16 protein-coding genes are annotated in these 12,649 nt (G+C 57.0%); 1 reads left to right on the forward strand and 15 read right to left on the reverse strand.

Annotated elements, in window-relative coordinates:
• Positions 1-257: 257 nt before the first annotated feature.
• From tsf to AC2FFH_RS04515, 5 genes are all read right to left on the reverse strand, one after another.
• Complete coding sequence (tsf, locus tag AC2FFH_RS04495) at positions 258-1,133, reverse strand: translation elongation factor Ts (protein ID WP_109311494.1); 876 nt, start codon at positions 1,131-1,133, stop codon at positions 258-260.
• A 76-nt stretch (positions 1,134-1,209) separates the two neighbouring features.
• A complete protein-coding gene (gene rpsB, locus AC2FFH_RS04500; protein ID WP_058271914.1) occupies positions 1,210-2,013 on the reverse strand; it encodes a 30S ribosomal protein S2 in 804 nt (267 codons plus the stop codon).
• Positions 2,014-2,179: 166 nt separating this feature from the next.
• Positions 2,180-3,016, reverse strand: a complete 837-nt coding sequence (gene olsA / locus AC2FFH_RS04505; protein ID WP_496843843.1) for a lyso-ornithine lipid O-acyltransferase — start codon at positions 3,014-3,016, stop codon at positions 2,180-2,182.
• A gap of 4 nt (positions 3,017-3,020) precedes the next feature.
• Positions 3,021-3,776: an L-ornithine N(alpha)-acyltransferase gene (gene olsB / locus AC2FFH_RS04510; protein WP_496843845.1), complete on the reverse strand. Its 756-nt coding sequence runs from the start codon at positions 3,774-3,776 to the stop codon at positions 3,021-3,023.
• A gap of 98 nt (positions 3,777-3,874) precedes the next feature.
• A complete protein-coding gene (locus AC2FFH_RS04515) occupies positions 3,875-4,057 on the reverse strand; it encodes a DUF3553 domain-containing protein (RefSeq protein WP_496843847.1) in 183 nt (60 codons plus the stop codon).
• 44 nt (positions 4,058-4,101) lie between these two features.
• Here AC2FFH_RS04515 and AC2FFH_RS04520 point away from each other — a divergent pair, with 44 nt between their 5' ends.
• Positions 4,102-4,698 (forward strand): histidine phosphotransferase family protein, encoded by a 597-nt coding sequence (locus tag AC2FFH_RS04520; RefSeq protein WP_496722860.1) that lies wholly within the window; start codon positions 4,102-4,104, stop codon positions 4,696-4,698.
• Here AC2FFH_RS04520 and AC2FFH_RS04525 read toward each other — a convergent pair.
• The 10 genes from AC2FFH_RS04525 to AC2FFH_RS04570 all read right to left on the reverse strand — a co-directional run bounded on the left by AC2FFH_RS04525 (position 4,695) and on the right by AC2FFH_RS04570 (position 12,637).
• Positions 4,695-5,957 carry a glutamate-5-semialdehyde dehydrogenase gene (locus AC2FFH_RS04525; RefSeq protein ID WP_496764900.1) on the reverse strand — a complete coding sequence of 421 codons (1,263 nt, stop codon included), beginning with the start codon at positions 5,955-5,957 and terminating at the stop codon, positions 4,695-4,697. The two genes, AC2FFH_RS04520 and AC2FFH_RS04525, sit on opposite strands and share 4 nt — an antisense overlap.
• A gap of 44 nt (positions 5,958-6,001) precedes the next feature.
• The gene (gene proB / locus AC2FFH_RS04530; RefSeq protein WP_496764902.1) at positions 6,002-7,108 is read right to left on the reverse strand and encodes a glutamate 5-kinase; all 1,107 of its coding nucleotides are present in this window, start codon (positions 7,106-7,108) and stop codon (positions 6,002-6,004) included.
• The gene (obgE, locus tag AC2FFH_RS04535) at positions 7,096-8,130 is read right to left on the reverse strand and encodes a GTPase ObgE (RefSeq protein ID WP_108858609.1); all 1,035 of its coding nucleotides are present in this window, start codon (positions 8,128-8,130) and stop codon (positions 7,096-7,098) included. The genes proB and obgE overlap by 13 nt, the downstream gene beginning before the upstream one ends.
• Positions 8,131-8,167: 37 nt before the next feature.
• Positions 8,168-8,704, reverse strand: coding sequence for a GNAT family N-acetyltransferase (locus tag AC2FFH_RS04540; protein WP_058277925.1), 537 nt, complete (start codon positions 8,702-8,704; stop codon positions 8,168-8,170).
• The gene (locus tag AC2FFH_RS04545; RefSeq protein WP_496722849.1) at positions 8,701-9,309 is read right to left on the reverse strand and encodes a LysE family translocator; all 609 of its coding nucleotides are present in this window, start codon (positions 9,307-9,309) and stop codon (positions 8,701-8,703) included. Before AC2FFH_RS04545 ends, AC2FFH_RS04540 begins: the two co-directional genes overlap by 4 nt.
• On the reverse strand, positions 9,306-9,806 hold the full coding sequence (locus AC2FFH_RS04550) for a GNAT family N-acetyltransferase (protein WP_496764904.1): 501 nt from the start codon (positions 9,804-9,806) through the stop codon (positions 9,306-9,308). Before AC2FFH_RS04550 ends, AC2FFH_RS04545 begins: the two co-directional genes overlap by 4 nt.
• 84 nt (positions 9,807-9,890) lie before the next feature.
• A complete protein-coding gene (gene rpmA / locus AC2FFH_RS04555; protein WP_496843851.1) occupies positions 9,891-10,160 on the reverse strand; it encodes a 50S ribosomal protein L27 in 270 nt (89 codons plus the stop codon).
• Between the two features lie 11 nt (positions 10,161-10,171).
• Complete coding sequence (locus AC2FFH_RS04560) at positions 10,172-10,786, reverse strand: 50S ribosomal protein L21 (protein ID WP_496843853.1); 615 nt, start codon at positions 10,784-10,786, stop codon at positions 10,172-10,174.
• A 208-nt stretch (positions 10,787-10,994) separates the two neighbouring features.
• Positions 10,995-11,795: a DUF2059 domain-containing protein gene (locus AC2FFH_RS04565; protein WP_496764907.1), complete on the reverse strand. Its 801-nt coding sequence runs from the start codon at positions 11,793-11,795 to the stop codon at positions 10,995-10,997.
• Complete coding sequence (locus AC2FFH_RS04570) at positions 11,795-12,637, reverse strand: DUF2059 domain-containing protein (protein ID WP_496764909.1); 843 nt, start codon at positions 12,635-12,637, stop codon at positions 11,795-11,797. The genes AC2FFH_RS04565 and AC2FFH_RS04570 overlap by 1 nt, the downstream gene beginning before the upstream one ends.
• Positions 12,638-12,649 lie beyond the last annotated feature (12 nt).

The raw sequence follows: 12,649 nt of genomic DNA on the forward strand, positions 1-12,649 counted from the left end.
TGGGAACGTTTTGATCGGATCTTTGCAATACCAAAGCTCTCCGGTCGCTCTGACATAAAGGCGTCTATTTGTCCGCGTCTCTTAGTCGGAATTTTGGGGGGCCTCGACCATCCCCATCTGCGGGGCCCCTCAATCCTTCCAATAGTAGTGTTTGATCTGTTGTTCCTAACGCCGGAAGGCGCAAAAAACCGACTACTGGAAAGTAGCCGGTTTTAATTCTGTTCAGGTTGAGGCCCCTTTCAGGGCCTCTGCCAGAATTAGCCCTGTACGGCTTTGGCAACTTCAGCTGCGAAGTCTTCTTTTTCGACCACGATGCCTTCGCCAACTTCCAGACGGACGAAACCAGTGATGGTTGCGCCTGCTTCTTTGGCAGCGGCTTCGACGGTCAGGTCAGGGTTCACAACGAACGACTGGTTCAGCAAAGTTGATTCCGCTACGAATTTCTTCATACGGCCAACGATCATTTTTTCGATCACCTGCTCCGGTTTGCCGGATTCGCGGGCGATGTCCATCTGAACCTGCTTTTCTTTTTCGACAACAGCCGGGTCCATGTCCGCTTCAGACAGGGCCGCCGGGTTCACAGCTGCGATGTGCATCGCAATCTGTTTGCCGATCACTTCGTCACCACCGGACAGAGCAACCAGTACACCGATTTTGCCCATGCCGTTGGTGGCTGCGTTGTGAACGTAGGACACAACAGAGTCGCCTGACAGTTTCGCCATGCGGCGAACTGACATGTTCTCACCAATGGTGGCAATCTTGTCGGTCAAGGTGTCAGCAACGTTCTTGCCGCCCAGATCAGCGGCCAACAGAGCTTCGACATTGTCGACGCCTTCTGCCGCGTAAGCAATCTTGCCAACCATTTCCTGAAACTCGGCGTTCTTTGCGACGAAGTCGGTTTCCGAGTTCACTTCGACAGCAACACCGTTGCCACCGTTGACGTGAACTGCAACCAGACCTTCTGCTGCGGTACGGCCGGATTTCTTGGCCGCTTTGGCAAGACCCTTGGTGCGCAGCCAATCAACGGCTTCGTCCATGTTGCCGCCGGTTTCGGTCAGCGCTTTTTTTGCGTCCATCATGCCTGCGCCGGTCGAGTCGCGCAGTTCTTTTACCATTGCTGCTGTGATTGCCATCTTTTGGCTCTCCTCAATTCAAACGGAATTGGGGCAGGTCTACCCTGCCCCATATGTCATTTACGTGACGGGCAGCTTACGCTTCGGCTTTGGCTTCCGGCGTGGCTTCTTCTGCAACGGGTGCTTCTTCCGCAACGACTTCTTCAACCGGTGCTTCTTCGAATGCGCCCAGGTCAACGCCTGCAGCACCCATCTGAGCGGTCATACCGTCCAGAGCGGCACGAGCAACCAGATCGCAATACAGAGAGATTGCGCGCGCTGCGTCGTCGTTGCCGGGGATGATGTAATCCACGCCATCGGGCGAGCAGTTGGTATCGACAATTGCCACAACCGGGATACCCAGCTTGTTGGCTTCGGCGATGGCCAGGGCTTCTTTTTTGACGTCGATGACGAACAGCAGATCGGGAACGCCGCCCATTTCGCGGATACCGCCCAGCGATGCCTGCAGTTTGCCCTGGTCACGTTCCATGCCCAGACGCTCTTTCTTGGTCAGGCCTTCGGCGCCCGATTCCATGGCTTCGTCAATCTGGTTCAGACGATTGATCGACTGAGAAACGGTTTTCCAGTTGGTCAGCGTGCCGCCTAGCCAGCGGTGGTTCATGTAGTACTGAGCCGACTTTTCAGCGGCTTCTGCGATCGGCTGAGCTGCCTGACGCTTGGTACCAACGAACAGAACGCGGCCACCTTTTGCAACGGTGTCACGAACGGCCTGCAGAGCCTGGTCCAACATTGGAACGGTCTGGGTCAGGTCCATGATGTGGATGCCATTGCGCGAGCCGTAGATAAACGGGCCCATGCGGGGATTCCAACGCTGTGTCTGGTGACCAAAGTGAACGCCAGCTTCCAGCAGCTGACGCATGGTGAACTCGGGAAGAGCCATGCTATTTTCCTTTTCCGGTTTACGCCTGGGCGGGGGTGAAAGAAGCGGATGCTCCAACCGGCGGGCCAGATAAGGATGTCTCCCTCAAATAGCCCAAACCCCGCCTGCGGGTTTTAATGGCGCGCGTATACGGTAGGAATTCGTCGTGTGCAAGTGCCAAATGGCCTTATTTTTCAAGCCGCGCAATTGCATGCGCGTGGCGCACGGCCTCTTCGCAATGTGCGGCCAACGCCTTGCGGTCGGCAAAATCGCTGACTTTGGCTGGAACGTGGTAAATCAATTCCACCGTCCCCTGCCGACGCGCGCCCAAGGTCTTGAGAAGATGCGGGGCAAAATCCATATCGCCCCACCAGCCATAGAACCTGTCAGGCTGCCCTTTTGGCGCGTGAAAGACCACGGAAACAGGCTGAACATACATGAAGTCCCGCAATTCATCCGAGAAGAACGCGGCGAAAAGCGTTGTTTTAAAGGGTAAAACACGAAGACCATCGGTTGAGGTGCCCTCGGGGAAAAACAACAACTTATGCCCGACTTTCAAGCGCTCTTCAAAGATCAGAGTCTGTTCGCGGGCCTTTTTGCGATCTCGTTCGACAAACACCGTTCCCGTGGCGCGGGCTAGCCAGCCGATACCCGGCCATTTGGCCACTTCGGCCTTAGACACGAAGCACACCCGTTTGCGTGCGTTCAACGCAAAAATATCGAGCCATGATGTGTGGTTCGCGACCACAGCGCCGCGTTCGCGCATCAATTCGCCGGAACTGCGAAAGCCGATGCCAAGAAGCCGGAGCGCATTGCGACAGACAAACTGCGCGATAAACGGGGTGATCGGACGCCGTAACCCAAACAGCGGGCGCTCGATCAGGCGAACGGTCAACAAAACGAGCAGCCCGCCAAAGACCAGCAGTGCCAGCGGAAGGCCGCGCAGGATCACCAAAACCCAGCCCAGAATTCCCAATTCAATCGGGTCTGGCGCGTCGTCACTGTCCCAAAGCGGATCGTTCACTGGATCAGGCTCCGCCGTAGATACGCCGCTGGCGCTCGTTCATGCGCGCCGTGTCGAGGATCAGGCAAACATCTGTTGTGTTGAACGCGTGGTCGATAAACGCCCCCTCGCCTACAAAGCCACCCAACCGTAGGTACGCCTTGATCAGCGCGGGAACCTGTACCATCGCCCCACGGCGATCCAGCGCATCCGGCGCGACAAGGTCCATGCTCTGAAACACATCGGGTTGCGCCCTGACCCGCAGGTCCGGCGGGGCCAGATGATTGTGGTGCAACATCGACAAAGGCTGGGCCAGCTCCTGTACTTTGATGCCGTGGAAGCTGGCGACCCCGAACAGCACCTCAATCTCGCGCTCGGCCACATAGCCCGCCAGACCATTCCATAGGTGGTACATCGCCGTTCCGCCCCGATAGTCCGGGTGAAGGCAGGAACGTCCAAGCTCCAACAATTTGCGGCCGCTTTGTTTCAGCACGGTCAGGTCGTATTCATCCTCGGAATAAAACTGCCCTAATTCGATGGCTCGTTCACCCGGTAACAGCCTGTAAACGCCCACAACTTCGCCAGTGGTGTCATCATAGGCCAGCATGTGATCAAAATAAGGATCGAACTGGTCCTGCTCTAACCCTGCCTCGTGGTCCACCATCTTGCCGCCGCCGCCCAATTCGCGGACGAACACGTCATATCTCAGCCTCTGGGCTGCGCGCAGTTCGGCCTCGGATTCGGCAAGTTTAACGGTGAAAGAAGGGCCTGCATCCGACATCGGGTATTCCGCTTTTGTTTGCGCGCTGATACCGCAGTTTTTGGTCAAATGGCAACCGGCGCGGTGGTGGCCCATCGTTAACCATTCTTAAACCAGTTTCACGGATCAAAGACGGGCGTCAGGGCGATGCGGGTTCCGTCAATCACCACTTTTCCCTGTTCTTGGAAATTCACGGTGATCTTGCCCCCAATGTTGGACTGCACCTGTCCGCCACCCCAGTCGGGGAAATCGGGGTGGCGGACATACATGCCCGGTGCAAGTATGGCATTGAGGTCTGTCATGGTCGGGCTCCGGTCCGGCGGCAGATACAACAGGAGAGGTACGCATGGGCGACACCAACGTCAATCTGGCCGAACTGATCGGGTCGCGAATTTGTCACGATCTGATCAGCCCCATTGGCGCAATAAACAACGGGCTGGAACTGCTTGAGATGGTCGGAACCATGCAGGGGCCCGAGATGGAGCTGATCTCCGGCAGCGTCGGAAGTGCCGGAGCAAAGATTAGGTTCTTTCGCGTCGCCTTTGGGTCGGCCAGCGATCAACCGTTGGGTCGGGCCGAGGTCACAGAGCTTTTGAAAGACGTCGAAAGCGTTGGTCGTGTGCGTGTCAACTGGCACGTGACCGATGCCATGCCCCGCAATCAGGTCAAGCTCGCCTTTCTGGCCCTGATGTGTTGCGAAAGCGCGATGCCGATGGGGGGCGATGTCACTGTGGCAAACAACGGTGGCAGTTGGACAGTGGTCGGTGTCGCGGACAAGCTGAATATTGACGCCGATCTTTGGAAGAACCTGCCCAAAGGCCAATTTGCCAACAAGGTGACGCCAGCGCAGGTGCAATTCGCGCTACTTCCGCAAACGGCCGCGTCCATGGGGCGGCGGGTCGCGGCGGAAACCACCTCAACCCGCGTCGCTATCCGGTTTTAAGACCTGACGGTCCCGTTTCCGCGGACAAGGTATTTGAAGCTCGTCAGCTGAGCGGCCCCGACCGGGCCGCGCGCATGCATTTTGCCAGTTGCGATTCCGATCTCGGCCCCCATTCCAAACTCGCCACCATCGGCAAACTGGGTTGAGGCATTGTGCATCAGGATCGCACTGTCGAGCCGCTCAAAGAACCGGGCAGCGGCATCAGCATCCTCGGTCATGATGCAATCGGTGTGGTTCGAACCGAACTGGCGGATATGCGCGATTGCCTGATCAATATCAGCCACCGGCTTGGCTGCGATGATGCTGTCGAGGAATTCCTTGCCCCAGTCGTCGCCCGTGGCCGCTTTGGTGCCGTCGAGGGCCAACGCGCCTTCGGCATGGATTTCGACGCCCGCCGCAAGCAAGGCGGAAATGATATCCCGGCCGAGTGTTTCAGCCACATCCTGATGGATCAGCAAGCACTCGGCAGCACCACAAATCCCAGTGCGCCGGGTTTTGGCGTTCAGCACGACGTCCAGCGTTTTTTGGGGGTCTGCAGCCTTGTCGACATAGATGTGCACGATACCTTCCAAGTGCGCAAAGACGGGCACGCGTGCTTCGCGCTGAACTAACCCAACCAGACCTTTTCCGCCGCGCGGAACGATGACGTCCACACAATCGGTCATGGTCAGCAGCTCTTGCACTGCGGCGCGGTCTCGCGTGGGCACAAGTTGAATGGCGTCTTCTGGCAGGTTTGCAGCCTTTAGCCCTTGGACCAGACAGGCGTGAATGGCGGTTGAGGAATGGAAACTTTCCGAGCCGCCGCGCAGGATCACTGCATTGCCGGACTTCAGGCACAGTGCGCCTGCATCCGCCGTCACATTCGGACGGCTTTCGTAAATCACTCCGATAACGCCCAGAGGCGTGCGAACACGCTGGATGTTCAGGCCCGAGGCCATGTCCCATTCGGTCAGAACCTCGCCTACGGGGTCTGCCTGATCCGCGACCGTGCGCAGGCCATCAACCATGCCCTGAATGCGCGCATCATCCAGCATCAGCCGGTCCATCATCGCCGGGCTCAGGCCCTTTTCACGCCCAAACTCCAGGTCTTTCTTGTTGGCCTCAATGATATTTGCGCGGTTGGCCCAAACAGCGTCAGCTGCAGCAATTAGGGCAGCATGTTTACGCTCGGCGCTAGCAAAGGCCAAATCGGCCGAGGCCGCTTTGGCGCGTTTTCCAAGATCGGCCATCAGGGCGGGAATGTTGTCGAAATCCTTCATCTCAGGTGCCTTTCGGTCGGTCTTTGCGTTTTAACATCGCGCCGTTACAGCGCCAAATCATCTCGGTGGATCAGGACGGCGCGGCCCGGATAGCCCAACGTCTCTTCGATTTCCGAGGACTTTCGTCCCTTGATCGCATCTGCCTCTTGCGCAGTGTATCGGCTGAGCCCCTGTGCCAGCCGTCGTGCCTGCGGGTCCATAATCGCAACTGGGTCACCGCGCCCAAAGTCGCCTGTGACTTCAACAATTCCAGCGGGCAACAGGCTTTTACCATTGCCCAACGCCCTTGCCGCGCCTGCATCGACCACGATTTCACCACGCGGTTTCATGGCCGAGATCCAGCGCTTGCGCGCGGCATGCGGGTCCAGCGTCGCTGTAAACCAAGTGCAATTGGCGCCATCTTCAAGCGATTTCAGCGGGTTCAAAGTCGAACCTTCGGTGATCGCCATATCACAACCGGCAGCAGTTGCCATCTTGCCGGCCAGCAGCTTGGTCTTCATTCCGCCTTTGGACAGGCCGGAACCAGCATCGCCTGCCATTTCCTCGATCTCGGGCGTGATGGCCTCAATCACATCGAAACGCTTGGCGTTTCCGTCTTCACTCGGGTTCCCGGTGTAGAATCCGTCAACATCCGACAACAGGATCAATTGATCGGCCCCAACCGTCACGGCGATCTGCGCCGCCAACCGGTCATTGTCGCCGTAGCGGATCTCATCCGTAGCCACCGTATCGTTTTCGTTGACGATCGGAACCACGCCTAAACTCAGCAGCGTTTCCAGCGTCGCGCGAGAGTTCAGATACCGCCGCCGGTCCTCGCTGTCTTCCAGCGTCACCAAAACCTGCGCAGTTGTGATTGTGTGCGGCGTCAAAGCCTCTTCATAGGCCCGCGCCAGTCGAATTTGGCCAACAGCAGCGGCGGCTTGGGATTGTTCCAACGGCAAATCCGCCATGGGCAGGCCCAAAACTCCGCGCCCCAACGCAATCGATCCGGATGAGACCAAAATGACGTCAGTTCCCTGCCCTTTGAGCCAGGCCACGTCTTGGGCCAGCGAGTGCAACCAACCCGACCTCAGCAATCCGGTATCACGGTCCACCAGCAAGGCAGAGCCGATTTTGACCACCAATCGGCGTGCTGCGGTCAGGGTTGCCAAGACTTGGTCTCCTCAACGGGTTTTTGCCGCAGGCGGTTTTCGTCGATCTGGGCACGCAAGGCGCGCAACACTTCGGTCACGCCCAGATGCGCGACACCAGACATGGTCATCACAGGGCCACCAACAGCCTCTTCCAGCTCAGCCCTTTGCAGCGCCTGTTCCTCTTCGTCCAGCGCATCGACCTTGTTCAGAACTGTGATCCTGGGCTTTTCAGCCAGTTCACCGCCGTAAGCTTCGAGTTCATGAATGATGGTGCGGTAATCCTCGGCGACGGTTTCCGAGGTGCCATCGACCAGATGCAGCAGAACGGCACAACGTTCCACGTGACCAAGGAACCGGTCACCGATCCCGCGCCCCTCATGGGCGCCTTCGATCAGGCCGGGAATATCCGCGACGACAAATTCCACATTGTCGACACCGACAACACCAAGATTGGGATGCAGGGTCGTGAACGGATAGTCAGCAATCTTGGGCCGCGCGTTCGATGTGGCCGCCAGAAAGGTCGATTTACCGGCATTGGGCATGCCCAACAAACCGACATCCGCGATAAGTTTCAGCCGCAGCCAGATCGTGCGGTCGATCCCCGCCTGCCCCGGGTTAGCCCGGCGCGGAGCCTGATTGGTTGCCGATTTGAAATGCAGGTTACCAAAGCCGCCATTGCCGCCCTTGGCCAGCAGAACACGCTGCCCAACCTCTGTCAGGTCGCAGATGACGGTCTCTTCGTCCTCGTCAAGTATCTCGGTTCCAACCGGCACGCGCAGGATGATTTCGTCACCATCCTTGCCCGTGCGCTGCTGACCACGACCGGGTTGACCGTTCTTGGCAAAGAAATGCTGCTGATAGCGGAAGTCGATCAGGGTGTTCAGCCCATCCACAACTTCGGCCCAGACCGAACCGCCTTTACCGCCGTCACCGCCATCGGGACCGCCGTATTCAATGTACTTTTCACGCCGAAAACTGACGCACCCGCCACCGCCGGCCCCTGACCGGATGTAGACCTTTGCAAGATCGAGAAATTTCATGTGTGTCCCCTACTGCAAAGGCCCCATCGGCCACAAGTCAGAGTTTTTTACTATATGTCCAGGTGGGCACATTCGCATCGCGCGCCACCGAGTAACTTTCGGCGTCACCCAGATACTGGAACCCACAATGGGTCAGAACCCGGGCCGAGGCAGGATTGTCCTGAAACACGCTGGCAAACAAATTCGAATTTTCAAGCGGGTTAGCTTTCACCAACATCTCGACGGCCAGTGAGGCTACGCCTGTATTCCAGTAAACAGGTGCCACCCAATAGCCAACTTCGGACTGATTGCGATCCAGCCGTGTAAGCGAAATCAGACCAATCAGTTCCGGCCCACCATCTTTGGTGGCGTCCATCGCCCAGACGTCCTCATCCCGGTCTTCAGCCATCGAACGCGTCACAAACGCCTCGACCGACCCCGGTGGCAGCGGATGCGGGATCGACGTAGTCATACGTGCCACGCGCTCATCGCCTGCATAATGCTCGATGAGACCCATATCCGACCGGCGCAATGGGCGCAGATCGAACCGCTCGGTTTCGAGGACCGGCTGGTTTATTATTGTCTCGAGTTTCATGAGTGCGTTCCTCCTCCGAACAACACAAAAAATACGGACGCAACAGTGAGACTCGCTAACGTCCACATCAGATATTTTTCCACGGGCCGACCTTCAACCACGTGGGCAATTCTATCTCCGGCAAATGTCCAGATCGGGTGTAAAACCATCTGGCAAAGCAATAAACAGAGAGCGATCGTGAACGTCGCGTTAAAGCTGGGCGTGCCAACCGCAACGAACCCGGTAAATCCGGCTATGATCATGGCCCAAGCCTTCGGGTTAAGGGGATGAACGATCAGCCCCGCCCAAAAACCGGGCACGTCTCCCACAGTTTCACTGCGCGAAAGACGCAGATTGGCGATCTTCCAGGCCAACCAGCAGATATACGCCGCCGAGGCGTATTTCAGGACCGTAAAGACAATCGGTGCCTGATCTGCGAGTTGCAACAGACCAAAACCAACGGGCCAGATGATCAGCTGTTTGCCCAGGATCACACCGGCCACAAACGGCAGAGCCGCCCGAAACCCATAGCGTGCACCTGTACCCAGCAGGACCATATTGGCGGGACCGGGCGTTCCGACCTGAGAGGCTGCGAAGATTAGGAAACTGGTGGTTGCAACGGTCATTGCATCGCCTCCCAGCCCGCACGACGCAGCAGAACGTCCTGAATTATCACATCTTCGTTGGTCGACTGCACCGTCGCACGATGCTGGCCATTTGGTTTGAACCCAAGTTTGGAGAGAACCGCCTTGGACCGTTCGTTGCCGACATGATAACCCGAGGTCAGTTTCTGCTGATCAGCCGCAAAGAACCTCGAAATCATCGCGCGGGAGGCTTCGGTCACATAACCTTGCCCCCAGAACGCTTTGGCAACCCAATACCCCAGTTGTGATCCGGTCGAGATGCAGCCGATAAGGTTCTCTTCCCGAGTAATGGCAAAGGCATCATGCTCGGCAGCCATCTCGTCCACAAATTCGGTCGAATGCGCGTTCTCATAGGGGTGCGGTACAACCGTCAACCAGAGCACCACGTCCAGATCGTTCAGAAGAGTGACAAGACGCGACGAATCCTCACGCCGAAACCGACGTAATACAAGACGCTCTGTTTTTATCACTTCGGTCATGGGACCGCTCCTGAAAACGAGAAAGGGGACCGGCACTTTCTGCCGGTCCCCCATGAAATTTTCTTAAACCTTCTGGGTTTCGGCTTACTCTGCGGCCTCCGCCACTGGCAGGACCGAAATAAAGGTGCGGTTTTTCAGTCCCTTGTGGAACTTCACGGCGCCATCCACAGTTGCAAAGATGGTGTGATCTTTGCCCATGCCTACGCCTTCGCCCGGCCAGAACTTTGTGCCGCGCTGACGCACGATGATGTTGCCTGAAATGGCGGCCTGGCCACCAAACAGTTTTACGCCAAGGCGGCGACCAGCTGAGTCGCGACCGTTACGGGAGGAACCGCCAGCTTTTTTATGTGCCATTCTGTCTCTCCTTAGCCTTTAGCCAGATCTTTGGCCTGCTCAACCCATTCGGGTTTCACTTTGACCGTTTCGATAGCAGCAATCTGCTCGTCCGACAAGGCGGCCAGAGCGGCAAAGCTCTCGATACCGGCCTCATTCAGCTTCTTGGCAGCGGCAGGGCCGACACCGTTCAGCTTGGTCAGATCGTCAGCAGCAGCAGCGGCAGGTGCCTCTGCTTTGGCTTCAGCTTTCTTGGCAGGCTTTTTCGCCGCCGGAGCAGCTTCGCCTGCCGGAGCCGAACCGGTTGCAACTTTGATGCCCGACTTGTCAGCGCCCGACGACAGGATGTCGGTGATTTTGACCAGAGTCAGCTTCTGACGGTGGCCAACGGTACGCTTCGAGCTGTGCTTACGACGGCGCTTAACGAACTTGATGACCTTGTCACCTTTGATTTGTTCGATCACTTCGGCCTGAACGCCGGCACCATCGACGAACGGTGCACCAACAACCGGAGCGTCGCCGCCCAGCATCAGAACATCGTTGAATTGAACTGTTTCACCTGCGTCGGCAGCCAATTTTTCAACGCGGAGGATATCGCCCGCCTGAACTTTGTACTGCTTGCCGCCAGTCTTGAGGACCGCAAACATGCGTCTTTCCTTTGTCTAATCGCGTTCTATGGTCCCCGAACGGGCGTTTTTGGCTTTCGCCACCTCGAACAGCGCGCCCTTTTCGGGCTGTGTGACGACCCGTGGGACAAAGCCCTGGGGTCAATAATAACGACACCCGGCGCGGAAAACCGGCCGGGATGCGCGCTTATCCATAGATTGGTCGGCAAAGTCAACATCAAATGCGCGGTCAGAGATCTGATGCGGTAAGCGCCCGTGAGACGGCCTGACCCAGTTGAAAATAGATCTGGTCATACATCTTATCGAAACCGCCGAAAAAGGCTTCGTTTACGGCGCGTCCGGTCTCAGTTCTGGAAAAAGCAATATTCTCGCGCATCTGAGCCTCATCAAGCGGTTGATAGGCCACCAGAAGGAAGGAATACAACCAGATGCGGTTTTCTTCGGCAAGACTGTCCTTGTCCGACAAGAGCTGCGCCAGAATATCTTCCGAGCTGGTTCCGTTATCCGCGCTGAGACCGCGAAAAAAGTTGTAATCCGAACTAAGCGAGCTTTGTACGTTTTTTTCGATCAGGTCGTTGACTTCAATGTACTCGCCGATCAGGTCATAGAGCTGAGTGCCGCCTGCCCCGTTCAGATAGTTTTCGCGCGCCATGTCCTTGATGGTTTCATCTGCGAAAGCCTTTCTGGCCGAGTTTTCCAGTGTGATAACGGTTTGCCCGACATCACTTTCAAAGAACAGGATCGCGCGATCTATCTGGCTGGCTGTCAGGCTGGTCTCGAAGGTACCAGAGATCTGCTCCTGCATCCACTCCGGATCATAAATCTGGTCCACCTGATCATCGAAGAGCGGCCCGCCTTCACCACCCAGAAAAGTGTCGTTCAGGCCTTTCGCCTGAGCCAACCCTTCGTCACGCAGGATATCGACGACCTGTTCCATTTGAAGCGCCTGCATGAGGCGTTCAACCCGCTCGGACGCCGCCAGCGGCATGGCTGACAGCAACACAGCGAAACAAGCAGCGATCAGGCGCATCAGATATCCTGTGCCGGGTGAAGTTCCGCCATCCGCGCGGCCAGATCTTCAAACTTCATGGCCATGATTTCGTATTGGATGGCATTCAGCAGCTCATAGACTTCTTGCATCAAAGGCTGCTCCAAAGCCTCAGCATAGGCGACAACCTCAGAATCCGAGAAGTCCTGATAGGTATAGGCTGCCCCGGCAAGTGCGGACAGCTGCAAAGCCTGACGCATGCCGGTCTCATTGCGCTTCATCATCTGACGCAGCTCATCCGCGCCCAGTTGCAAGTCGATCACCCCCGAGGCGCTGGCAGCAAGCAAAAAGCGCACCTGAATTTCCTGCAGCGCACGCAATGCCGTCCCGCTGGAATCAATTGCATTGTTCATGCGTTTCAGATTTTCGACCCGTTTCGATCCATCCTTGATCAGGTCCGAGACGATTTTCTGCCCTTCAAGTTGCTTGGCATCGTCATCTTCAACCATGTGCGATGCATTCTCGGACTCGACCAGCCGTTGCCCAAGGTCGGATGCATAGAACTCGACCGCATGGGTTAGCGCCTCATCGCTCAGCGTTTGTTCCAGAATAGACACGGCTGTTTCGCGCATGTCCTCGGTATCAAAGACCTCTTCGGTCAGGCGTGTCCAGTCGGACCCAAACCCATCAGGATCGATCCCCAACATTTGCGGGGCTGAGGCCGAGGCCAGAGCGATGCTTTCAAGTGCAACGTCGAACCCGGTTGTTGTCAAAAAGGCTTCGATCCGATCCCGTCCGACAGCAAATGCTTGCTGCGACCCGGAAATCACGAACAGAACGGCGGCGAATAGCGGTAGGATAGTTTGGCGTAAAGGATATGTCATACCTATGAGCCT

Source organism: Ruegeria sp. YTSC003, from assembly GCF_059609785.1.

Bases quoted from the DNA above. Each gene is read 5' to 3' on its own strand.
- tsf (WP_109311494.1), bottom strand. From the start codon at position 1,133: ATGGCAATCACAGCAGCAATGGTAAAAGAACTGCGCGACTCGACCGGC.
- rpsB (WP_058271914.1), bottom strand. From the start codon at position 2,013: ATGGCTCTTCCCGAGTTCACCATGCGTCAGCTGCTGGAAGCTGGCGTT.
- olsB (WP_496843845.1), bottom strand. From the start codon at position 3,776: ATGTCGGATGCAGGCCCTTCTTTCACCGTTAAACTTGCCGAATCCGAG.
- AC2FFH_RS04515 (WP_496843847.1), bottom strand. From the start codon at position 4,057: ATGACAGACCTCAATGCCATACTTGCACCGGGCATGTATGTCCGCCAC.
- AC2FFH_RS04520 (WP_496722860.1), top strand. From the start codon at position 4,102: ATGGGCGACACCAACGTCAATCTGGCCGAACTGATCGGGTCGCGAATT.
- AC2FFH_RS04525 (WP_496764900.1), bottom strand. From the start codon at position 5,957: ATGAAGGATTTCGACAACATTCCCGCCCTGATGGCCGATCTTGGAAAA.
- obgE (WP_108858609.1), bottom strand. From the start codon at position 8,130: ATGAAATTTCTCGATCTTGCAAAGGTCTACATCCGGTCAGGGGCCGGC.
- AC2FFH_RS04540 (WP_058277925.1), bottom strand. From the start codon at position 8,704: ATGAAACTCGAGACAATAATAAACCAGCCGGTCCTCGAAACCGAGCGG.
- AC2FFH_RS04545 (WP_496722849.1), bottom strand. From the start codon at position 9,309: ATGACCGTTGCAACCACCAGTTTCCTAATCTTCGCAGCCTCTCAGGTC.
- AC2FFH_RS04550 (WP_496764904.1), bottom strand. From the start codon at position 9,806: ATGACCGAAGTGATAAAAACAGAGCGTCTTGTATTACGTCGGTTTCGG.
- rpmA (WP_496843851.1), bottom strand. From the start codon at position 10,160: ATGGCACATAAAAAAGCTGGCGGTTCCTCCCGTAACGGTCGCGACTCA.
- AC2FFH_RS04560 (WP_496843853.1), bottom strand. From the start codon at position 10,786: ATGTTTGCGGTCCTCAAGACTGGCGGCAAGCAGTACAAAGTTCAGGCG.
- AC2FFH_RS04565 (WP_496764907.1), bottom strand. From the start codon at position 11,795: ATGCGCCTGATCGCTGCTTGTTTCGCTGTGTTGCTGTCAGCCATGCCG.
- AC2FFH_RS04570 (WP_496764909.1), bottom strand. From the start codon at position 12,637: ATGACATATCCTTTACGCCAAACTATCCTACCGCTATTCGCCGCCGTT.